Raw genomic sequence first — 20767 nt, forward strand, 5'->3', positions numbered from 1 at the left:
TTTACTCTCCCAGTTGACGTGAAACTTCGGTCGAATTCCGGCTGAACCGGACGTGAATTTTTCCTACGGCGAGCCAGGCCAGGGCGGCGATAATCGTCGCCACGGCCAGCACCGACAGGGCGGGGATGAGCGAGAGCGCCCACCCGCGGCCTTCCACCTTGACCAGCTCGGTGTTGTTCTTGGCGTAGGTCACCCACACCTGCTGGCCGGGGCCGAGCCCGGTGGGATAGAGCACCCCGTCGCGCGGTGAGACGAGCCGGCCGTCTTCGGTTTCGTACTCCACGTAGGTGCGCAGCCGGGTTTGGTCGGTGACGGTGGCGACGCCGCGGCCGGGGTTGGCGTGGATTTGGGCGTCGTGAAGCGCGGGCCCTGCGACCATGGCAACGCAGCCGAGCACGGCGCATCCGTAGAGCGCCATGACGGCTTGGTGTGCGCGTCTGCGCCAGCGCATTACTTGGCCAGTCGCTGCGCGAGCGCGCGGCGGGTTTCGCGGGTGGTCACGGCCTCCACAATTGTGATGCCGTCGGGCTGGGCCTCGAGTTCAAGCAGCACTTGGTGCAGTTCCGCAAGCGATTCGGCGCGGCGGTAGTTCGCCCCGTACGCGAGCGCTTGCTTCTCGACGACCACCCCATGCGGCGTACCAAACGCCCGCTCAAAGACGTCTCGCACCGGCTCCGCTGCTGGCTCGAGGGTTTCAAAGATGCCTCCGCCGTCGTCGTTGGCCACCACGATGGTCAGGTTGCCGGGGCGCGGCTCGTCGGAGCCGATGAGCAGACCGTTGATGTCGTGCAGGAACGTCAGATCGCCCAGCAACGCGACGGTGCGCGGTGCGCGGATCTCGTCCGCACGCAGTGCCTGGGTGGCAAGGGCGATGCCGACAGCTTGGGAGACGGTGCCATCGATACCCGCGGCACCGCGGGCGGCGTAGGTGTCCACGCCGTCGAACGGCATGCCGACAAAGGAGGCATCGCGCACCGGGTTCGACGCGCCGAGCACCATCGTGTCGCCCACCGCGAGGGTGTCGCACACGGCGGCGGCGACGTGCAGGCCGGTGAAGCCGAACTGCTCCTCCGCAAGGGCTTGGCGCACGGTGTCGGCGCCGACCTCGCCGGCGGCCTCGCAGATCTTGATCCAGGTATCCGTCGGCTGGCCCGTGGCGTTGACGCGCGAGCCGCGCAGGTCCGGCTGGCCGGTAAACGTCTCGGTGCGCGACAGGCCGATGACCGTGATGTCCGGATCCGCCAGCAGCGCCATGACGTCGCGGTGCAGCGTCGGGTGCCCCACCACAACGACCTGTTCCGGCTTGGTGGACGCGGCGAAGTCACCCCCGTCGTGGGAGATGGCCACCTCCGACTGCGCGAAGAACCGCGCAGCCAACGGGTGGACCTGGTGGAACGGGGTCGGCGCCGTCGGCTCAGCGATGGTGGGCACGTGTTCCAGGCCGGGTACTTCCCAGGCCTCGTCGCCGGCGATGACCAGCGTGTCGCGGGTCAGGTCGATGTCCACGACTCCATGGTCGACGAACCCGGCGCCCGAGCCTGCGAGCGCACCGCGTGCGAGGACGCCCGGGCCGACCCGGCGCGGCTCGCCAACCGGCTCTAGCAGCGCGTCCGGCACGAGCGGGGTGTCCAGCGCAACGTTGATGTGTACTTGGCCGGCGTCGAACGAGATCGCTTCCGCCGCCGCCTCGTCCGCCACCTGTTGGGTCTCGGCGTAGCGGCCGAAGATGCCCTGCTGCCAAATGGTCTGGCTGGCACCGGTGCCCACGAGGCGCTCCGGGCGGTCGGCGCTGATCACGGCAAGCGGCGTGTGCGACATATGCGCCTCGATCATCGCCGGGTACGCGTTCGCCACCGCCGTGCCCGAGGTCATCACCACGCCAACGTGTCGGCGCTGCACGCGTGCGAGGCCGAGGGCGGTGAAGGCGGCGGAGCGTTCGTCGATACGCATATGCACCGTGATGTCGCGACGCGCGAGCAGCGCGTACGCCAGCGGCGAGTTGCGCGAACCCGGGCTCATCACCACATCAGTGCAATGCTTTGCGACGACCCCCGCCACCGCCGTAGCCAATTCCATAGCCGTTGCCATCTACCTACTGCTCCTGGAGAAACTGGTCCGCGCCGTCGCGGATCTGGTCGAGAATATCGCGGGCACTGTCCCGAACATCGCGCGGGATCTCAACATCATCCGGCAGCGGCTCCGGCGGCAACATCGAGGTTGCTTCCTCGCGGTCGCGGAAGATCGACGGGAACTTCGTCGTCGTCGTAGTCGTGGTCTCCGTCGCGGTGGTCGTCTGGGTGACCGTCTCCGTCAACGGCTGCTTTTTGGCATCCGCTGCCGCCCCTTGCCACAGGAAAAACAGCACCACAGCTGCAATGAACGCCAACGCTGCGAACACACCCAGCGCAATCGACGCGGCACTCGAGCCCTTCTGCGGCTCCGGCTGGTACGGCTCCTGATACTGGGGCTCGTACGGGGGCTCGTACTGCTGGTATTGCGGCTGGTAGTACTGATCGTCGTACTGGGCCTGTTGTTCGGAATGGTCCGGGAAGTACTGCCTCGGGCGCGGGCGCTGCGGCTCGTCGCCTGGACGGCCGTACTGTCTCGTCTCGTTATCCATGGCAAATAGACTAGCGCCCCGGCAGGAGAACTGCCGGGGCGCGTCGTCGATAAGCAGAATGCTCCTAGAGCACCAGCCCAAACACAGGTACTGCGATGAAGTACGTAGCCAGGGAGATGAGCACCAACGCAATCGCGTTGAGCCACACACCACCCTTGATCATCTCGCCCATGGTGACGTAACCGGACGAGTAAGCGATCGCGTTCGGCGGAGTTGCCACCGGCAGCATGAACGCACACGTTGCAGACAGCGCAACAGGGATAGCCAGCAGCAGAACGTTCATCTCGGTCGCCTCGGTCAGGCCGATACCAACGGCCACACCACCCATGATCGGCAGGAAGGTCGCAGCCGTTGCGGTGTTGGAGGTCAGCTCCGTCAGCAGCAGCACCAGCGCGGCGATGGCGAAGATGAGCAGGAACATCGGCAAGCTGGACAGGCCCTTCGCCTTCTCACCGATCCACAGGGACAGGCCGGTTGCGGTGAACATCGCCGACAGAGACAAACCGCCGCCGAAGAGCATCAGCACGTCCCACGGCATCTCGTTCGCCGTCTTCCAGTCCAACAGACGCTTGCCGTCAGAGGTGCCCGGGATGATGAACATGAGCATGCCGGCGATGATGCCGACGATCGCGTCGTCGTACGGGAAATCCCAACCGAAGTGATTGCGGCCCAGCGGGATGAAAATCCAGGCAAGCGCGGCGACGAGGAAGATCACACCAACAGCAACCTGCGGGAAGGTCCAGGCACCGAGTTTCTTAATCTCATCGTCGATCAGCTCCTTGCCGCCCGGAATGGTGTCAACCTCCGGCTTGAACACCGTGATCAGCAACCACCAAGCAATGAAGGTGAACACAACCGCGACCGGCAGGCCGACCAGCATCCACTGACCGAAACCGATAACGATGCCGTGGGCCTCCTCCATGTAGCCCTTCAGCAGCGCGTTCGGCGGAGTACCAATCAGCGTGGCCAGGGAGCCAATGGAAGCCGAGTACGCGATAGCAAGCATGAGCGCGGTAGCGAACTTCCGCTGGTTCTTCATGCCACCAACCGTGTCCGCGGTCAGCATGAGCACCGACGTACCAATCGGCAGCATGACCACAGCGGTAGCAGTGTTAGACACCCACATGGACATAAAGCCAGTGGCCAGCATAAAGCCCAAAATGATGCGCTTCGGCGAAGTACCGACAATCTTGACCACCACCAGAGCCAGACGGCGGTGCAGGTTCCAACGCTGCAGACCCAGCGCCATCAGGAAGCCACCCATAAACAGGAAGATCGTCGCCGAAGCGTACGGCGAGGACACTTCCTTAAACGGAGCCACACCTGCGATCGGGAACACCGCAATCGGCACCAAGGCGGTGGCGGCCAGCGGGATGGCCTCCGTCATCCACCACGCACCCATCAACACAGTGGTGGCAGCGACGATGCGCATCGTGTCCGCGGAGTACTCCACCCCCTCCTTCGCACCGGAGGACTGCAACACCGTCTCAGCAGCGTTGGCAGGGAACAAGAAATACACCAAAACAGCCAGCACCACACCGGTGATCAGGCCGATAAGTTGGCGGCGCCACTCGCCAGGTTCGGGCGCTTTTGCCAGGTCGCCTTCTGAAAGCGAGGCAGATTCGTGCATCACGGGAGTCGACATGGGCGAAAGATTAGCCGACTGCCCCCGGATCCCACACGCGAATGCGATAAGAAATCGGACAATTACACCCGGAAAGAGGGATCCTGCTCCAGCACAGCCATGCACGCACGGACCCTGGCGAACCACCAATCCCTGCGCTCACCTGGGGCGCGAAGCCCGTGGAGGCGTTCCGGATCGGGGGTAGTGCGGGTGATAGCAAGTTCGCCGTTTTCCATGACGCGGGGCTCCGCAACGTCCTCCACGAACAGGCGCTGGGTTGCCAGCCCCGCCGCACGCGAACCGGTGAGCTTCGCCGCGATCAACCCCGCATCCATGCCGACGGCAGTATCCAAAGCGCTAGCGACAGTGACATCGAGGTGCAGGTCGCGCGCGATGGTGACCAGGTTGGCCACTCCCCCAAGCGGGGCGACCTTGCACACCGCCACGTCCGCCGCGTTCAGTTCAGCCACGCGGTACGGGTCGGCGGCACGCCTGATCGACTCGTCCGCAGCAATCGGGGTGCTGGTGCGGCGGCGCACCTCCGCAAGTTCCTCCACCGTGGCGCACGGCTGCTCGATGTACTCCAACTCGCCGAGCTTCTCCGCCGCTTCGACGGCTTGGTCGACGGTCCAGCCACGGTTGGCGTCGACACGCAAACGCGCGTCGGGGCGGAGGCGACGGACCGCGGCGACGCGGCGGATGTCGTCGTCAAGCGACTGCGAAGGCTCAGCGACCTTGATCTTGAACGTGTTAACCCCCGGGTAGCGCGCGAGCACAGGCTCGACGTCCTCGACCGCGGGAATCGTACCGTTGACCTCCACAGTGCCGTGCGCCTCCGGCAGGCCGGTGAACGCCGCCTCCAGTCCGGCGCGCAGCCAAGCGGCGGACTCCCCGGGGGCGTATTCGACGAATGGGGAGAACTCGCCCCAGCCGGCGGGGCCGTCGATAAGCAAGGCCTCACGCGTGGTGATGCCGCGGAACTTCACAGCCATGGGCAGCGCGACAACGTGGGCGCGCTCGAGGATCTCGTCAACGGATGGGGTCATGGGTGCTTTATACCTCTTTATAGGTTGGGGTAGTTATAAAGAGGTATAAAACGTCAACCACGAGCCTCACGCTCCTGCCCGCCCCGCTCTTTTCTCACGAATTCGGCGAACCCCGGAACAGTGAACCTCAAGTAGCCGAAACCACTTTCCTCGATTAATCCCTTGTCAAGCAAAGATCTACGGACCATGCTGATTCCGGTTGTAGGTCGGCCCATTCTCTCGGCGATATCGCCTCGCTTCACCTGTGGCTCTAGATCCTCAGCCATTGCGCTAATGAATTCCCTCTCCACGTCGGTAGCTTTGTGCCACCGGGAGCGGAACATGGTCAACTGAGTTTCTTGGAATCGATCCGCTACATGTTTGAGGTTTGCTAGGTCAATAAAAGTGCCAGGGTCCGGAAAATCGGCCGCTTGCCACACCAGATCGCCTACAACCTGAATGAAATACGGGTAGCCGCCTGCTAAACGGACAGCTTCCTGGAGCGTGGCCGGAGACCAATTCACGCCCTTCTTCTTCGCCGGTTGTACTAATGCTTCCTCAGCGTGTTCTCGGTCCAGAGATTCAAGATGCACATAACTAAAGCGCTCTGCAAAACTCACAGCATCGGTAATCACATCCTGACTATGACTGAGCCCAGCTGCAAAGATGGCGAGAGGGAGCTCAGCATTTTCTGCCTGCATCTGCTGCCACGCGTACGCAAGCGAGCGCAGGCCATCTGCATCAGCCGACTGAATCTCGTCAATACAAACAACCATTCCACTAGCCCTGCCCCGGATCGTTTCCGCTGCATCAACAAGCGCGCGCTGCATTTGGTCTCCATATCCCGACGCATCTGGCCTCGGGCCTTCAACTGGTTGAGATCCTCCAACCGAAACACCAAACGCTTCAACCCGCAGCGACGACAACAGCCCGAGCAGCTTTTCTCCAGCCTCATCCTTCCAGCTGCGAGCAATCTCGCCGATTTTGTCCAAAAGGGCATTGAAAAGTGGCCGGTCCCCCGCTGTAATCCAGGCGGTTTCAAAGCCTTCAGCCTTAGCTTCTGCTTCAACTGCTCGAAGCAAGCTGGTCTTTCCTATGCCGCGGGGTCCCACGTAGACCTTCACCTGCCCCATCAGCCCAGGATCATGAGCCATAAAGAAAAGCTCGCGCTTCGCCTCCCTAAGAACTTGGTCTCTGCCATAAATGGTGGAGGCCACCACGCCAGGTGTGTACGGACTGCGCTGAACCATAGCCTCTTTATACCTCTTTATAGGTTGGGCTAGTTATAAAGAGGTATAAAGCGGACGCGTGAGTACGATTACCCCCATGCAGTACTCCACCGCCCAGCCCTTCGACCCCAGCCAGTGGCGCGAGGTCGAAGGCTTCAACTTCACCGACATCACTTACCACCGCCACGTCGGCGACACGCGTGCCGACGGCACCGTGCGCATCGCATTCGACCGCCCCGAGGTGCGCAACGCGTTTCGCCCCCACACCGTGGATGAGCTCTACCAGGCGTTGGATCACGCCCGGCGCGACCCTTCTGTGGGCGTGGTGCTGCTGACCGGCAACGGGCCTTCGCAGAAGGATGGCGGCTGGGCGTTCTGCTCCGGCGGCGACCAACGCATCCGCGGCCGCTCCGGCTACCAGTACGCCGGCGGCGAAACCGCCGAAACCGTCGATGAGGCGCGCGTGAAGGCCGAGGGCGGACGTCTTCATATTTTGGAGGTCCAGCGGTTAATCCGCACCATGCCAAAGGTGGTCATCGCCGTGGTCAACGGTTGGGCAGCCGGCGGCGGACACTCACTCCACGTCGTATGCGACCTCACCATCGCCTCACGCGAGGAAGCCCGGTTCAAGCAGACCGACGCGGACGTGGGCTCCTTCGACGCCGGCTACGGCTCCGCCTACCTAGCCAAGATGGTCGGCCAGAAGTTCGCCCGCGAAATCTTCTTCCTCGGCCGCACCTACTCAGCCGAGGAGATGCAGCGCATGGGCGCGGTCAACATCGTTGCCTCGCATGCTTCATTGGAAGAAGAGGCGATCCAGGTCGCCCGCGAAATCAACGGCAAGTCCCCCACCGCGCAGCGCATGCTCAAATTCGCCTTCAACCTTGTCGACGACGGCCTCATGGGCCAACAAGTCTTCGCCGGCGAAGCCACCCGCCTGGCCTACATGACCGACGAAGCCGTCGAAGGCCGCGACTCGTTTTTGGAGAAACGCCCGCCACGCTGGGACGACTTCCCCTTCTACTACTAGGTTTCTTGGGGGTACGGCGGTACTTTGCCGGGCTGGCGGCCCGGCGGCCCTGCGGCACCCACCCAAAATAGTTCCCCGCTCGGGAACTATTTCGGGTTTTTGGCTCCACCGCTGCGGCGTTCTCCCAGGTCGGCTGTCTTGGGAGGCAAGAAAGTTCCACATCCCGGCCCAACCACGGGAACTATTTTCGCCGGCCCCCTCTTCCACTGACAGATTCTGCAGAATCTGTCAGGGGCGATTTCTGACCAGGCGCGATGCCGGCGACTGACAGATTCCGCCGTGATCTGTCAGGAACGCGCCGCCACGCTTGCCTCAGCCAACCTCAACTAAGCCAAGCTCAGCCTCGTCTCCGGAGACTCCGACCCGCTCGTCAGCAGCCAGGGGAACAGGTTCTTTTTCGGGCGTCGTAAATGCCGTGCGGCGGCGGGCCAGCAACCGATCGGCAACAAGCATCGCGGCGAAGGTAAGGCCGAGTAGCGGCAGAAACAGGCCGACCGGGATCGCTACGACGGCGAGGATGGCCCAGTCGCGGCCGGTGAGATCAGCCTGACCTGGGACGCCGGCGATGGCGTTCTTTGTTGGGCGGCGTCGCCACCAGAGGATGTAGCCCATCACGACCATGGCGCAGATCGCGAGCGCGCAGATAGCGAGCAGGATCTGCAGAGGCAGGCCGAACATGATGCCCATGTGCAGGTAGATGCCCCAGCTGGTCAGTTTTGAGAACAGTGGCAGTTCAGAGAATGGGAGCTTGTCTACAAGGTCACCGTTTTGGCCGTTCACGCTCACGGCGTCGGAGGTGGTGCGCCACGGCACCCAGCGCTCGCTGGCCTGCCACGCCTCGTCGGTGTTCTTGGGGACGAAGAGGCGCACTGATCCGGTGAGGCCTTCGGCGCGGGCGGTTTCGAGGACGGTGGCGGCTTGGTCGGCCACCTCGTCCTTGGTCAGGCCTTCGGCTCCGTGTGCGCTGGCGGGGTGGTGGTCGGCGTGCTCGTCGGCTGGGGCGGCTTCCGCGTCGGCGACCAGGGAGGTTTCGATCGGTTCTGCTTTGCCGCCCAACCAGGTGATTGTGCGGTCGACGTTTTCGCCGGCGAATACGGACCAGGTGATGCCTGTGGCGGACAGTCCCAGCATGGCCACGAGCAGCCAGGTTCCGGCTACGCCGTGCAAGTTCAGCACTTTACGACGACGCCCCGTCGCATTCTCCAACCCAACCAGGGCTCGCTTCCGGGCCATCCGCCACCACAGGTACAGGCCGCCCAGGGCGACGACCCACAGCCAGCTGGCTGCCACCTCTGCGTAAAGCTCGCCGACCTCGCCGAGGTGGAGGCTCTTGTGTAGCGACGAGATCCAGTAGCGCAGCGGGAGTTCGCCGAGGCCGGAGTAGGTTGGCTCGTCGCCAATGACGTCACCGGTGTGGGGGTTGACGAAGATGCTGCGGAGTTGGTTTGTTTCGGTGAGGGATTCGTCGATAAGCAAAACGCGCGTTGCTTCATCGGGTGTCGACGACGGCCACACCTGCGCCACATCCATGTCCGGGTGTGTGTCCTGCGCGGCCCTGATTTGGCTGGCCAGCGGGGCGTTGGTGTCGGAGGCGGGAACGGTCAGCACGTCTTTGTAGACGACGTTTTCGAGCGACGGAGCGACCGCGTAGAGAGCGCCACTTAGCGCGGCGACAAAGATGAACGGGGCAATGAACAGGCCCGCGTAAAAATGGATTCTTCTGGTCAGCGCGGGCAGGCCGCTGCGCCGTTGAACAGTACTGGACACACATACACCTTTCGGTTGATACAGGGACGCATTTTTAGTCGGATGCGTTGGCCCGCCAGTTCCCAACAGATGTCGATTTTCCAAAGCGCCTGGCAGATCCTGTCCTGATCTGTCGGATAGCCCAAAAGACGATATCGGGTTTTAGCACCTTGCCGACGCCGTTTCCCCAAGTCGTGCTCCGGCGAGAATGCCAAATCCCGATATCGTCTTTTGGGCTTTCGGTAGCGTGGTGCCATGAAACGTCACGTACCGATCCTCGCCACCACTCTCCTGCTGGCTGCCTGCGGCACGGAGACCGAACCAATCCAAACGCCTGCACCGGAAACAACGACGGTCGTTTCTCACGAGACGGTCAGCGCACCGACTAGCGCACCGACCAACGAAACGTCAACCGACGCGACCACGGCGTCAGCGACACCGACCGCTTCGATCCGTGACCTGTACGCGGAAGCGATCGCGGACCCGGCGCGCTTCTTCGCGGACCTCGCGGATCTCGACGGCACGTTCACCTACGACGTTTTGGACATCAACGGCGATCTCGAACCCGAACTGCTGCTCCGCGCAGGCGTCAGCGCAGCCCCAGACGCAGGCCCAGACGCAGGCGCGGCCAACGGCAACCCATCGCCGGTGCGCGTGCTGCGGGCCCAGAACGGCGAGGTCACCTGGACGAAGGACTACCTCGTCGACTCGGACGAGCCCTACCCGACAGTGTTCACCAACGGCACGCAGCCGGGCTTGGACCAGTACGAAACGGACGGCCCCAAGATGCACGTGACACACTTCGAACTGCGGGGTCAGCGTCTGGAAAAGGTGTGGGGCCCGGAGGAGACGGTCGTCGGCAATCCGCTCAGCGATGTCACACGGATCACCTGGCACCCGACGACGGACGCGGCGGCGCTGGACAAGATCGGCAGCGCAACACTGCGTGGTCCGTTGGAGGGCACGATGGGGCAGGTGTCCAAGGTGGAGCACCTGCAGGGTGAGCAGTTCCGCGTCCGGTTCGCGCCGACCGCGGACGGTACCGCGGTGACGTACCCGGACCTTGGCTGCGCGGGCCACCTCGCGAAAACCGAGGATGGCTTCCGCGAGACGATCACCGAGGGCACCTGCGATAACGGCGGCACGTGGCATTTGCTTATCGACGACAACCACGCCCACGCCTTCTACAACTCCCCCGATGGTCGCTACACGGCAGATGGACGCCTGACCCCGGCGGGTTAGCGTCGCACTGGGCGCATGCCGCGCAGCACCCGCATCAGCGCCGCGACAACGACTGCCAGCAGCGCTAACCCCACCGCAGCCGCAATCCACACGCGTGCACCGGTGGCGGTGATTGGCCATGCGGGGACGGCGAGGATCCATAGTGCGGACTGTGCGAGGACGTCGCCGCCGATCGTGGCGGAGACGATCGTGACCAGGATCGTCGTGGCCAGCGTCCACGCCACGCCGAAGCGGACGGTGATGGCAAGTGCGGTGAGGGCCAATACGCTGCCTGCGAGGAACGCGAGGAGTCCGAAGCGTGCGTCGCCAACCACGGCCGCTCCGAACGCGCACACGAGGGCGACGACTCCAACGCACCAAGTGGCCAATGCGGCGCGGACGTGTGGGTGTTCGACCTGCATGAGCGCCCAGGCGGGACGCAGTTTCGGCCACACGAGGGTGGGCAGCACGCCGGCCCCAACCGGCAGGATGGCGTAGGCGAACAGCGCCTCGCGCACGTCCACCGGGTATGCCAGCGAGAACAGCAGCACCAGGGCGGTGAGCAGGAGCAAGACGCCTATCGACGACACCCTCGCCGCCATCGCAACCCCCTTCACCGCAGCCACGTATCCGGTGGTTTCGGGGCGCGGCGTCGCCGGAGAAGTGGCCAGCGGTGCGGTGACGTGGTGGACTCGGCGGCGGCGCAGTATGGGTCGGGTGCGCGGTGGTACGAGGGCGGCCACTACAAAGCCAATTGCTGCGAGTAGCAGTGTGAGGGTGAGGGCGGGAATGGGAGATTCCCCCGCCATGGGGTCGGTGGCGTCGAGGGGTAGCAGGTTGAAGTGCAGGCCCATGGTCGGCAGCGCCAACCGGGTTGGCCAGGCGCCGGGGTTTATCCACCACCAGTCGCGCTCGGCGAAGTAGCCGAGGCCGATGGTGAATGCGAAGCCGAGGATGATGGTTGGCAGGATCCCGATGCGTCGCGTGGCAGCGGCGGCGAGGCCTGCGGGTCCGAGCATGCCCAGCCACACAAATAGGCCGACGAGTGCGATCGAGGCCGTGTTGTCCAGGTTGAATACGAGGCCGGCGGCAAACGGCACGACAAAGTCGAAGGCGACGAACGCGGCCAGCGCCAGCCACACCACGACTATGCGGGCGGCGCGGGTGCGCTTGGGTGAAACCGGCCGCCACAATGTGCCGCCGCCGCGGGCGTCACGCTCGCGGGTTTCGGCCAAACCGGCGAACAGTGCGGCGGCGGGAGCAGCCATGCCGGTGACTAACAGGCCTTGCGGGTAGAGCAGGTTCGTCGCGGTTTCGACGTTTCCGGCCAGGGCGAACAACGTCAGCAGCACGCCGACCAGCAGGCCTGCTCCGGCGAGCCACCACAGCATGGAGCCGCGCGCACGGATCCATTCGGCGTGTAGGAGGTTCATCGGTCACCACCGGAGGTGAGCCGGAAGAACGACTCTTCTAGGTTGGGGCCGAGTTCCGCGAGCTCGCCTGCGAAGCGGACGCCGCCGCCTGCGATCACGGTGGCGTCGTCGGCCATGTGGAGTACTTCGCCGAGTTGGTGGGAACTGACCAGGACGGTGCGTCCAGCTCGCGCGTATTCGCGGAGGTAGTCGCGCAGGTGGGCAATGCCTTCAGGGTCGAGGCCGTTTTGTGGTTCGTCGAGAATAAGCACCTCTGGCTCGCCGAGCAGCGCTTGGGCGAGCGCAAGGCGGCCTTTCATGCCGGTGGAGAAACTGCCGGCTTTCTTCTTGCCCGCGGTTTGGAGGCCAACCAGTTCGAGAACCCGGTCGGCTTCGCTGTCGGGAAGGCCCAGCAGCGTGGTGTGGACGCGGAGGTTGTTGCGGGCGCTGAGGTGGCTGTAAAAGGCGGGGTCGTTGATGGAGGCGCCGACATGGCGCAGTGCCGAACGGTCAAACGGCTGCCCCATCAGTGTCACCTCGCCGGCATCGGGTTCGATCAGGCCGAGCAGCACCGACATCAGCGTCGATTTACCCGCGCCGTTGGGGCCGAGCAGTGCGTGGACTCGGCCCGGGGTGGTGGTCAACGACACGTCGCGAAGTACATGGTGGTCCCCGAAGGACACGACCACGCCGCGGCAAGCAAGTTGGGTATCAGTCATGGCATTCATGGTCGTCGCCGAACAAGGCGACCACATCGGCCGGCGGGACCACACTGCCTCCTCCTCTAGGAGGAGATCCCGGCGCGCTGGGCGATCAAGGCGAGCGCCACCCTGTCGCGCGCGCCAAGTTTGGCAAGCAGGTTAGAGACGTGCGTTTTCACCGTGGTCTCTGCAATAAACAGCGTGGCGGCGATTTCCGCGTTCGTCGCGCCGCGGCCAATCTCCGCGAGCACGTCGCGTTCGCGTTGCGTCAGCCCCTCCAGCGCAGCTGCTGATTCTGAGGTGGCTCCCCCGTCGCGGACCCACTCCATCACGCGACCGGTGACTCCGGGGGCCAGGACCGATTCGCCGCGGGCGACGGCGCGTACGGCGTTGGCCAAGACGTCGGGTTCGGCGTCTTTGAGGAGAAAGCCGTGCACGCCGGCGTCGATAGCTGCATGGATCAAGGTGTCGTCGTCGAAGGTGGTCAGCATGATCACGCGTGGGCCCATCTCCATGATCGTGCGGGCGGCGGTGATGCCGTCGAGCACCGGCATGCGGATGTCCAGCACCGCCACGTCGATGCGGTGGGCGCGGGTTTTCTCCACGGCTTCGGCGCCGTCGGCGGCGGTGGCGACGACGGTGATGTCGTCCTGGGCGTCCAAGATGGTGCGGAGGGCGCTGAGGAGGAGCGGTTGGTCGTCGGCAAGAAGCAGGCGGATCATGCTGCCAACTCCGCCCGCACGGTAAACGTCTCCCCTGACTGCCATGTCTTCAGCGTGCCACCGGCACTCGCCGCGCGTTCACGCAGCCCCTCCAGCCCGACGCCGGTGCCTGGTTGGGGTCGAATCTGGCCGGTAGAAACGACTTCTACCACCACGGTCTCGCCCGGTGCGACCCGAACCGTCACAGTGGGATCGACTTGGTGGCGCGCCGCGTTTGCCAGTGCCTCAGCCACGATGCGATAGGTAGCAAGCGAGGTCACCGGGGAGACATCCACTGCTGGTGCTTCCAGCGATACTTCCACGCCGGCGTCGCGGTAGCGCTGCACCAACGACGGCAGGTCAGGGATCCCCGCCGCCGGCGAAAACGCATGGTCGCTCTCACGCAGACCCCGCACAAGCAGGCGAATCTCCGACAACGACTGCCCTGCGGCCTCGTTGATCTGCTGCAGCGCCTCCCGCTCCTGCCCCACCGCCAAACCAGCATTGGCCTGCGCTTTGATCAGGGTCAGCGAGTGGCCGAGAAGGTCGTGAATATCGCGGGCAATGGCGCGGCGTTCCTCCTCGCGCGCCGCTGCGAGGCGCTGCTCTTTCGCGTTCGCTTCTCGACGACGCACCTCATCCTCAGCCGCCACATTCGCCCCCAGGAGATACCCCACCGCACTCGCACCCCAGTGCAGCGCAAGCGTGATCCCGAGATCGACCCCGTGCCGGTAGAACAACACAAAGTTGTCGTCCCACGTCCACATGAACGGTGACAGCAGCGCCCACCCGCACGCGGCGGAAAGCACAACCAACGCGAAGCGTTTCTCGGTGAACCGTCCAGAGATAAACGTAGCGACAGGAACCGCCAGCACCCACGGCGAAAACCCAAGGTTTACCGGCGCGGCCAGCCACATCGTCGACCAGGCAACATTCAGCGCGATAAGCGCAACCGAGGAGAACTTCGGCTTGCTCGTGAGCACCACGCACACCGCGACAAAGCCCCACGACAGCACGGCCTGGCCCCAACCTGCCGCGTCTATGGGTTGGGTAAACGCACTCGCGGTGTACACCGCCGCCAAAATGGCGACAGCGACCGCGAGCACAAGGTCACCCGGTTTGTAGCGCATGGGCGTAAGCCTATCGACGACCCCCGCCCCGCACCTCCTCCCCGAGGAGGAGATCTACTTGTTCAGGCCGGGGATCTGGGGCAAGTCCGGCACGTTGAAGCCGGCGGTCTTCAGCAGGGCGAACAGGGCGCCCAGTGCGGTGAGCACGGCGGCGATGATGCCGATGATCTCTGCAAGCTTCGCGTCGAAGGTCTTCGGTGGTTCCGGCGTAGGGGTGTCAGGCGCAGGGGTGCCCGGAGTCGGCGCCGGCTTATCCGGGTCGGCTGGCTTGCCGGGCAGCGTGTTCTTCAGCTCCGGTGCAGCGGGCAGTTCCGCGTTCTGCATGCTGAAGAGCAGCGGCGGATTGTCGTCGCACTTCTTTGCCCTGCTCAGCGGGTGGTAGTAGCGGGACTCGAGCGAGTCGAAGGCTTGACCGAAGTAGGTCTTGGACATGTTGGCGGCGAACGCGTTGCGCTGCCACTCGGGCATGTGCTTGAGGAAGCGGGCGGTGTTCGCGCCGGTGCGGCCGAACTCGTAGTCCGGGCCAAGGTCGTTTACTTCTGGCACGGAGCCGTCGATGCCGATGTACCAGCCCGCCGAGCCCTTCAGCGCTTTGCCTGCTGGTGAGAGCGGGATCTGGGAGCCCTGCTTCATGTCCAGGTAGAAGTCGGCGTCGGTGGAGGTCAGGCCCAGTTCTGCCAGTTTGGCCTTTGTGGCGGCGCGGGCGGCGTCGTAGTCGGGGCGGGCGCCGGGTTCCTCGCCTGCCAGGCGGATTTCCTGGACGGCGATGATGGCCGGTTGGGTGAGGTGGTCGTCGCCAAGCGGCTTGAGCCCCTCGAAAGTTGCCTCGAATGCTTCGGTGACGGCGGTGGCGTACATGCCGTGGGTGAGGGTTTTCGCGATGCGCTCGGCTTGCCAGGCGGGGCCGCGCTCGGCGTCGTTGAGGGTGACGCGGCACTGGCCTTGCTCGGTGGGCGTGAGCGTGGCGGCGTGGGTCGTAGGGACAGTGACGGTGAAGGCGGTCGCCGCGGCGACGGCCGATGCGATGAACTTCTTCATGCTTGTTCTATCGGTGGGCTCGCAAACAGGTGTTACACATCGCGGCCTTCGCGGCGCGCGAAATCCCACCGGCTACGCTCGTACGCTGTGACGAACCTGCTCGAACTTCTGCCCGTCGATCCCGCGAATCCGCTGGCTATCATGCCCGCGCTCGAGGAGGCGTTGACCGGCCAGCGCGCGCTATTGCCGGTGCCGACGAACGACCCGGCGCGCACGAACCTGCTGCGCAACACGTTGGAGCCCGGCGCGCCTATCGACGACGACATCGCCCTCGTCGTCTCCACCTCCGGGTCCACGGGCAAGCCGAAGGGCGCGATGCTGACCCCGGCGAACCTGATCTCGAGCGCGGACGCGACCCACCAGGCGTTGGGTGGCGAAGGCCAGTGGCTGCTGGCCATGCCGGCGGCGTACATCGCGGGCCTGCAGGTGCTGGTGCGCAGCATGGTCGCGGGTGTGGAACCGGCGTTTGTGGACCTCACGAACGGTTTCGATGTCGCTGAGTTCGCCCACCACGCCCACGACCTGGCCAGCACCGGCGAGCGCACCTACACGGCGTTGACCCCGATGCAGCTGGCCAAGGCGACCTCGACGCTCAAGGGCATCGACGCGTTGCGGACCTTCTCCGCGGTGCTGGTCGGCGGGGCGGCGACCAACCCGCGTCTGCTCGAGTCGGCAAAGAAACTGCGCATCAACGTGGTGACCACCTACGGCTCGTCGGAAACCTCCGGCGGCTGCGTCTACGACGGCGTGCCCATCGCCGGCGCCCGCGTGAAAATCATCGACGGCCGCATCCACCTCGGCGGCCCCATGGTCGCGCGCGGCTACCGCAATGTCGGATCGCAGGCGCCCTCCGATGATCTCAAGGACGGCTGGTTCCGCACCTCCGACGCGGGCTCGCTTATCGACGACCACCTCACCGTCCACGGACGCATCGACAACATCATCGACTCCGGCGGCCTCAAACTCCACCCCGAAGTGCTGGAGACGTTCCTGCTCAAGGTGGATGGGGTGACGGGTGCGTGTGTCGTCGGTAAGCAAGATGCGCGCTTCGGCGAACGCATCTGCGCTGCGTACACCGGGTCTGCGAGCGTGGCGGACATCATGGACGCGTTTGCGGACGCCGAGGACACCGGTGAAATCGCACGCTGGCAAGTACCGAAGGAACTCAAGGTTGTGCCGGCGCTGCCCCAGTTGGGTCCGGGCAAGGTCGACCGGGCTGCGGTGCGGGAGCTGTTCTAGCGGTTAGGCAGACTGGTCGCGGGGCTGAATGATCGGCCCGGGTGGCTCGTCAGGGGTGCCGTAGTTTGCAACCCAAAGCAGAAACGGCGACAACTCGCCGTCGCTTCTTCCCTGCTCAATCTGTTTGACCAGAAATCGCGCAGCGGCAATCTCTCCCATATGTGGCGGCCGCGAAATGCTCACACCGTCGAGAGATTTCAACTCCTCGTACCTAGGTCTCATCGTGCGCACTCCTTTCCGCAATGGGATCAATTTGGTTGAAAAGGCCACCTACAACAGCCTCTCCAATCCTGTTGACCATGCTAGCTTGCTCCGAATTGAGAAACCTATGCTCGCTGAGCTCATCAAGCACCGACGTGCCAATCGCTACCTCTAGTGGCTTCTCCGAAACACACAGCTCTGATGCCCACCTCAGGTCGTGATGCCATTCCTTGGCTGTGTCCTGCACACGCGTGTTCATCACTGTGTGGGAAACGCCTGCCCATGCAATGAGTGCCGCGCCAACCGGTCCGATGATCTTTGCAGAAAAGTCCAGTACAGGCACGGTCATATTTGGTGGCCCCAGGGCAAGCACAATTGCGTATCCCACTGACGTGGCAACAGCCAGCCCTGTAAGCAGCCACGGTAAGTAAATCGAGTTCTTCATATTGAGTTAGACGGGGCGAAGCCACCTACGGTTCCATCGCAGCCACCTCAACCTCAAATTCGTCGGCACGAAGTCCGGACTGAAACGCAATTGCTTCGCGTACCTCTGCCTCAGCCAGCTCTAGGTTCTGGGTTTGAGAGACCACGCCGAGCTCCTTGCATCCGAACACCCGACCGACAACCCACCTGACCGCGTCGGCACGTGCTTTAGGTTGATGGTGGCGTCGAAAATCGCGCTTACACAGTTCGGATATAAGGAGCAGGAATGGACCGACAGCACGGGTTTGCGGTGGTCGATCTGGAGACGACGGGGTTGAGCAACCTCGATCGCATTGTGGAGATCGGCGTGGTGCTGCTGCGTCCCGACCTCACGGTGGAAGGCACGTGGGAGACGTTGATCCAGCCGGAGCGTGACATTCCGAACAGTTACATTCATAAGATCACGGCGACGGACGTCGTGGATGCGCCGGTGTTCGGCGATGTTGCCGCGTATCTTGGTGCGCTGCTGAACGGCCGCACGTTGGTGGCGCATAATGCGTCGTTTGAGCGCCGCTTCCTGGCCAACGAGTTCGCGCGCGCCGGCACTGAGGATGGCATGTGTGAGTGGTTGGACACGATGCGCCTGACCAAGCAGCACCTTGGCGTGGGCAAACTCAGCGAGGCGCTTGCCATCGCACAGATCCACAACCGTTTGGCGCACTCTGCGCTTGCGGATGCCCAGGCCACCGCCGATCTCCTCGCGTACCTGCACGCGAACCACCGCGCGGATATCGCTCACTATCCGTCTGCGCTGTTCACCACTCCCGCGCCCGAGGTCCGCACGCTTCCCCGCGGCGGCGCCCCCTCCTGGGCGGGCCAGCTTTCGCGCACATTGCCTGAGGCCGGCACCAAGGATGAAGCCACCTACCGTGCCGAACTGACTCGCGCGCTTGTAGACCGCGAGATTTCCCGCACCGAAATGCGCCAACTCGAGTCCACCGCCATCGCCGCAGGCCTAAGCGCCGATGATGTCGAGGCGATCAACGAGGAGTTCACCCGCCAACTTGCCGTCGAAGCCTGGTCAGACGGCATAATCACCGACGAGGAACGCGCAACCCTGCTCAGCATTGCAGAAGCGCTCGGCGTTGATCCCGCTCTCGTGCATTCGCTTCTCGACGACCCCCTCACCGGCCCAACCCCTTCCACCTTCACCCTGCACCCCGGCGATCGCGTCGCCTTCACCGGCGCCCTGACCATCCCACGCGATACCTGGACCGAGCGTGCCGCCGCTGCCGGACTGGATGTCGGCGGCGTGACCAAGACCTGCGCCGTTCTCGTCGCAGCCAACCCGGATTCCATGAGCGGCAAGGCACAAAAAGCGCGCGAGAACGGTGTGCCCATCATCGGCGAAACCCGCTTCGCCCAACTGCTCAAAGCCATGGACGACACCGCCGAAGCCGCTGCGCCTGCGGGTTCCGGCGACGCTGCCGTTGCCGCTGCGCCTGTTGCCACTGCCTCCGTCGCTGCCGAGGCACCAGAGCAGTTCTCCTGGCTCACCCCAGACCAGGTCCGCACCACCGGCGCGTCGAGCGCACGCATCGCCGCCGCCTGGATTGCGCTGCACCCGGACCGTCCGCTTCACGAACTCGCCGACAACCTCAAACCCCACCACGTCCCAGAGGCAACCGGCGCGGGCATCGACCGCTACCTCGCCGTGTGGAGCCTCGAGCACCCAGAGATGCTGAGTGTCAGCGCCAACGACCTGCTGGACCTGCCCGGCGTCGGCCCGAAGCGCCGCAGCCAACTCGTGGAAATGGTTGTGGATCTCGCCGCCGACGGCGTTGAAGAACCTGCGTCCGCGCCAGCGCCACAGCTTGCTACTCCCCCGACGCCTCAAACCGCACCAGCGCAGGAGCCGAGACCGCAAACCTCCCCGGAGCCGCAGTACGCGCCGGAATCGCAGCAAGACCCTACCGAACTGTCCCCAGAAGAACTGCTTGCCGCAGCGCATGCCCCGCGCTACACGCCGGTTCTCACCACTCCGACGCAGTACAACGTCGCCCCAATGGAACCCGCCACCCCACCGAGGAAGCGCCCGAACCCATCCACGGTGTTCAAGTGGTCTGCGGGCATCGGCGTGCTGTGCTTCTTCCTGTTCGGTCTGTGCTTGGAAACCTTCGACCCAGAAGCCGAGTCCTTCATCGCCGGTGTGTTCGCTATGGGATTCCTCATGGGAGGGCTGACCGCTGCAATTTCTGGCGCGATGACACTGATTGGCAAGTTCCGGAATTAAAGGAGTCCACGCTGCCCCCTTATCGTTCCCAGGTAACAGCCTCGGCGAGCAGAAGGTCGGCAAGCTTGTTGTCGTGGAACCGGCTGTACATCGTGGAACCGCGACCCAAAGATGACAAATTGCGCGCGTCGATGGTTCTTCCTCGAGGTAACTGCAGGCAAAGCATACTAATCGACGTATCCGGTCAGTTTCAGCGAATGAGGCTCTACTCGAAGGAATCTCCGCCAAGAGTAGGACCACGGCAATGAATACCGCACGGAGTTGCACAGACCCCGTGTAATCGATGACTCATCAAAAATCCTGCCGGCGCTGTCGCAGTTGGGCCTGGGCAGGGTCGACCGGGCTGCGGTGCGGGAGCTGTTCTAGCCAGAGTGCTCGTCCTGACGTCCCAAACCGTATATATTACGTCATATATACGAGGAGGTGTTCATGACTGAGGCTGCAGCAGACTCCGTCGAAACCACGGTCTTCATGTCGGGCAACAGTCAAGCAATCCGAATTCCCAAGGACTTTCGTTTCGATTCTGAAACGGTTTGGCTGAAAAAGATTGGGGGCAAGCTTTACGTCTCTCCTGAGCCGCTCTCGGCTCTCGATGTGCTCGATGTGATCACTGCCGATTTACCGGATGGGTGGGCGGACGAGTTCGAAGAACCCTCTGATCTCCCCCTAGATCCGATCCCAACGTGGGATGAATGATGCGCTTCCTCCTAGACACAAATGTGTGGATCGATGCCCTTCGTCGCAGTAACGCCAATGTCCTCGAACGCATGCGCGTAACTCGAGCCGACGACATCGTGCTGTCTTCCATTGTCCTTGGAGAGCTGCGGGTTGGTGCGGGTAAGTCAACGTCGATTCGTCGGACCGATGCTGTCAAGCAACTCGAGCAGGCGTACCAGGTAGTCGGAACCGGAGCGTCCGAGGCAGCTCTTTACGCTGACATCCGTTTGGAGCTAGAGGCGATCGGACAGCCAATCGGTCCCAACGATTTGTGGATAGCAGCTCAGGCACGGGCAAACGACTGCGTTCTCGTTACCGCCAACACCCGGGAGTTCTCCCGTGTCCCATTGCTACAAATAGAGGACTGGCGGTTGTAGCGGCTCCATAGCGCCATCACTTATCGACGAACCCCGCTGC

At 63.8% G+C, this 20767-nt stretch carries 20 protein-coding genes; 6 read left to right on the forward strand and 14 right to left on the reverse strand.

The genetic code is table 11. From position 1 onward, the window contains the following. Position 1 precedes the first annotated feature (1 nt). The 6 genes from HMPREF2736_RS06720 to HMPREF2736_RS06745 form a co-directional block, all read right to left on the reverse strand. Complete coding sequence (locus HMPREF2736_RS06720) at positions 2-418, reverse strand: DUF3592 domain-containing protein (protein WP_246815457.1); 417 nt, start codon at positions 416-418, stop codon at positions 2-4. A 32-nt stretch (positions 419-450) separates the two neighbouring features. Further along, the gene (gene menD, locus HMPREF2736_RS06725) at positions 451-2088 is read right to left on the reverse strand and encodes a 2-succinyl-5-enolpyruvyl-6-hydroxy-3-cyclohexene-1-carboxylic-acid synthase (RefSeq protein ID WP_070829216.1); all 1638 of its coding nucleotides are present in this window, start codon (positions 2086-2088) and stop codon (positions 451-453) included. 4 nt (positions 2089-2092) lie between these two features. After that, positions 2093-2620, reverse strand: a complete 528-nt coding sequence (locus HMPREF2736_RS06730; protein WP_070820745.1) for a hypothetical protein — start codon at positions 2618-2620, stop codon at positions 2093-2095. 64 nt (positions 2621-2684) lie between these two features. Next, positions 2685-4265 carry an SLC13 family permease gene (locus HMPREF2736_RS06735; RefSeq protein ID WP_070820746.1) on the reverse strand — a complete coding sequence of 527 codons (1581 nt, stop codon included), beginning with the start codon at positions 4263-4265 and terminating at the stop codon, positions 2685-2687. Positions 4266-4327: 62 nt separating this feature from the next. Next, on the reverse strand, positions 4328-5290 hold the full coding sequence (locus HMPREF2736_RS06740) for an o-succinylbenzoate synthase (protein ID WP_070829217.1): 963 nt from the start codon (positions 5288-5290) through the stop codon (positions 4328-4330). Between the two features lie 53 nt (positions 5291-5343). Beyond that, positions 5344-6519 carry an AAA family ATPase gene (locus HMPREF2736_RS06745; RefSeq protein WP_070829218.1) on the reverse strand — a complete coding sequence of 392 codons (1176 nt, stop codon included), beginning with the start codon at positions 6517-6519 and terminating at the stop codon, positions 5344-5346. Between the two features lie 76 nt (positions 6520-6595). On the opposite strand from HMPREF2736_RS06745, the gene HMPREF2736_RS06750 reads away from it, so the two are divergent. Then, positions 6596-7528: a 1,4-dihydroxy-2-naphthoyl-CoA synthase gene (locus HMPREF2736_RS06750; protein WP_070829219.1), complete on the forward strand. Its 933-nt coding sequence runs from the start codon at positions 6596-6598 to the stop codon at positions 7526-7528. 312 nt (positions 7529-7840) lie between these two features. On the opposite strand, the gene HMPREF2736_RS06755 is transcribed toward HMPREF2736_RS06750, so the two are convergent. Next, on the reverse strand, positions 7841-9295 hold the full coding sequence (locus tag HMPREF2736_RS06755) for a PepSY-associated TM helix domain-containing protein (RefSeq protein ID WP_070421748.1): 1455 nt from the start codon (positions 9293-9295) through the stop codon (positions 7841-7843). A 234-nt stretch (positions 9296-9529) separates the two neighbouring features. Between HMPREF2736_RS06755 and HMPREF2736_RS06760 the strand changes: the two genes are divergently transcribed. Continuing rightward, positions 9530-10516, forward strand: coding sequence for a hypothetical protein (locus tag HMPREF2736_RS06760; protein ID WP_070829220.1), 987 nt, complete (start codon positions 9530-9532; stop codon positions 10514-10516). Here HMPREF2736_RS06760 and HMPREF2736_RS06765 read toward each other — a convergent pair. The 5 genes from HMPREF2736_RS06765 to HMPREF2736_RS12540 form a co-directional block, all read right to left on the reverse strand. Continuing rightward, complete coding sequence (locus tag HMPREF2736_RS06765; RefSeq protein ID WP_070829221.1) at positions 10513-11928, reverse strand: ABC-2 family transporter permease; 1416 nt, start codon at positions 11926-11928, stop codon at positions 10513-10515. The genes HMPREF2736_RS06760 and HMPREF2736_RS06765 overlap by 4 nt on opposite strands. Beyond that, positions 11925-12626, reverse strand: a complete 702-nt coding sequence (locus HMPREF2736_RS06770) for an ATP-binding cassette domain-containing protein (protein ID WP_070452480.1) — start codon at positions 12624-12626, stop codon at positions 11925-11927. Before HMPREF2736_RS06770 ends, HMPREF2736_RS06765 begins: the two co-directional genes overlap by 4 nt. A 65-nt stretch (positions 12627-12691) precedes the next feature. Further along, positions 12692-13330: a response regulator gene (locus HMPREF2736_RS06775; RefSeq protein ID WP_070482109.1), complete on the reverse strand. Its 639-nt coding sequence runs from the start codon at positions 13328-13330 to the stop codon at positions 12692-12694. After that, entirely contained in the window at positions 13327-14439 is a 1113-nt protein-coding gene (locus HMPREF2736_RS06780) for a sensor histidine kinase (RefSeq protein ID WP_070829222.1), read from the reverse strand. The genes HMPREF2736_RS06775 and HMPREF2736_RS06780 overlap by 4 nt, the downstream gene beginning before the upstream one ends. Positions 14440-14493: 54 nt before the next feature. Beyond that, positions 14494-15477: a hypothetical protein gene (locus tag HMPREF2736_RS12540; RefSeq protein WP_070829223.1), complete on the reverse strand. Its 984-nt coding sequence runs from the start codon at positions 15475-15477 to the stop codon at positions 14494-14496. Positions 15478-15564: 87 nt separating this feature from the next. Between HMPREF2736_RS12540 and menE the strand changes: the two genes are divergently transcribed. After that, on the forward strand, positions 15565-16716 hold the full coding sequence (menE, locus tag HMPREF2736_RS06790; protein WP_083323010.1) for an o-succinylbenzoate--CoA ligase: 1152 nt from the start codon (positions 15565-15567) through the stop codon (positions 16714-16716). Between the two features lie 3 nt (positions 16717-16719). Here the strand turns inward: menE and HMPREF2736_RS06795 are convergent, their stop codons facing one another. Continuing rightward, positions 16720-16938: a hypothetical protein gene (locus tag HMPREF2736_RS06795; protein ID WP_070421742.1), complete on the reverse strand. Its 219-nt coding sequence runs from the start codon at positions 16936-16938 to the stop codon at positions 16720-16722. Then, complete coding sequence (locus tag HMPREF2736_RS06800; protein ID WP_070829224.1) at positions 16928-17362, reverse strand: hypothetical protein; 435 nt, start codon at positions 17360-17362, stop codon at positions 16928-16930. The genes HMPREF2736_RS06795 and HMPREF2736_RS06800 overlap by 11 nt, the downstream gene beginning before the upstream one ends. A 264-nt stretch (positions 17363-17626) precedes the next feature. On the opposite strand from HMPREF2736_RS06800, the gene HMPREF2736_RS06805 reads away from it, so the two are divergent. From HMPREF2736_RS06805 to HMPREF2736_RS06815, 3 genes are all read left to right on the forward strand, one after another. Beyond that, complete coding sequence (locus tag HMPREF2736_RS06805) at positions 17627-19633, forward strand: exonuclease domain-containing protein (protein WP_070829225.1); 2007 nt, start codon at positions 17627-17629, stop codon at positions 19631-19633. Positions 19634-20062: 429 nt separating this feature from the next. Next, positions 20063-20329 carry an antitoxin gene (locus HMPREF2736_RS06810; RefSeq protein WP_070771906.1) on the forward strand — a complete coding sequence of 89 codons (267 nt, stop codon included), beginning with the start codon at positions 20063-20065 and terminating at the stop codon, positions 20327-20329. Further along, complete coding sequence (locus HMPREF2736_RS06815; protein WP_070771905.1) at positions 20329-20727, forward strand: type II toxin-antitoxin system VapC family toxin; 399 nt, start codon at positions 20329-20331, stop codon at positions 20725-20727. The genes HMPREF2736_RS06810 and HMPREF2736_RS06815 overlap by 1 nt, the downstream gene beginning before the upstream one ends. Positions 20728-20767 lie beyond the last annotated feature (40 nt).

Origin of the sequence: Corynebacterium sp. HMSC036E10, assembly GCF_001836265.1 — a bacterium.
GTDB lineage: Bacteria > Actinomycetota > Actinomycetes > Mycobacteriales > Mycobacteriaceae > Corynebacterium > Corynebacterium coyleae.

What these genes read in the sequence shown, in the direction of transcription:
- HMPREF2736_RS06720 (WP_246815457.1), bottom strand. Translation starts at nt 418, where the DNA reads ATGGCGCTCTACGGATGCGCCGTGCTCGGCTGCGTTGCCATGGTCGCA.
- menD (WP_070829216.1), bottom strand. Translation starts at nt 2,088, where the DNA reads ATGGCAACGGCTATGGAATTGGCTACGGCGGTGGCGGGGGTCGTCGCA.
- HMPREF2736_RS06730 (WP_070820745.1), bottom strand. Translation starts at nt 2,620, where the DNA reads ATGGATAACGAGACGAGACAGTACGGCCGTCCAGGCGACGAGCCGCAG.
- HMPREF2736_RS06735 (WP_070820746.1), bottom strand. Translation starts at nt 4,265, where the DNA reads ATGTCGACTCCCGTGATGCACGAATCTGCCTCGCTTTCAGAAGGCGAC.
- HMPREF2736_RS06740 (WP_070829217.1), bottom strand. Translation starts at nt 5,290, where the DNA reads ATGACCCCATCCGTTGACGAGATCCTCGAGCGCGCCCACGTTGTCGCG.
- HMPREF2736_RS06745 (WP_070829218.1), bottom strand. Translation starts at nt 6,519, where the DNA reads ATGGTTCAGCGCAGTCCGTACACACCTGGCGTGGTGGCCTCCACCATT.
- HMPREF2736_RS06750 (WP_070829219.1), top strand. Translation starts at nt 6,596, where the DNA reads ATGCAGTACTCCACCGCCCAGCCCTTCGACCCCAGCCAGTGGCGCGAG.
- HMPREF2736_RS06760 (WP_070829220.1), top strand. Translation starts at nt 9,530, where the DNA reads ATGAAACGTCACGTACCGATCCTCGCCACCACTCTCCTGCTGGCTGCC.
- HMPREF2736_RS06765 (WP_070829221.1), bottom strand. Translation starts at nt 11,928, where the DNA reads ATGAACCTCCTACACGCCGAATGGATCCGTGCGCGCGGCTCCATGCTG.
- HMPREF2736_RS06770 (WP_070452480.1), bottom strand. Translation starts at nt 12,626, where the DNA reads ATGACTGATACCCAACTTGCTTGCCGCGGCGTGGTCGTGTCCTTCGGG.
- HMPREF2736_RS06775 (WP_070482109.1), bottom strand. Translation starts at nt 13,330, where the DNA reads ATGATCCGCCTGCTTCTTGCCGACGACCAACCGCTCCTCCTCAGCGCC.
- HMPREF2736_RS06780 (WP_070829222.1), bottom strand. Translation starts at nt 14,439, where the DNA reads ATGCGCTACAAACCGGGTGACCTTGTGCTCGCGGTCGCTGTCGCCATT.
- HMPREF2736_RS12540 (WP_070829223.1), bottom strand. Translation starts at nt 15,477, where the DNA reads ATGAAGAAGTTCATCGCATCGGCCGTCGCCGCGGCGACCGCCTTCACC.
- HMPREF2736_RS06795 (WP_070421742.1), bottom strand. Translation starts at nt 16,938, where the DNA reads ATGAGACCTAGGTACGAGGAGTTGAAATCTCTCGACGGTGTGAGCATT.
- HMPREF2736_RS06800 (WP_070829224.1), bottom strand. Translation starts at nt 17,362, where the DNA reads ATGAAGAACTCGATTTACTTACCGTGGCTGCTTACAGGGCTGGCTGTT.
- HMPREF2736_RS06805 (WP_070829225.1), top strand. Translation starts at nt 17,627, where the DNA reads ATGGACCGACAGCACGGGTTTGCGGTGGTCGATCTGGAGACGACGGGG.
- HMPREF2736_RS06810 (WP_070771906.1), top strand. Translation starts at nt 20,063, where the DNA reads ATGACTGAGGCTGCAGCAGACTCCGTCGAAACCACGGTCTTCATGTCG.
- HMPREF2736_RS06815 (WP_070771905.1), top strand. Translation starts at nt 20,329, where the DNA reads ATGCGCTTCCTCCTAGACACAAATGTGTGGATCGATGCCCTTCGTCGC.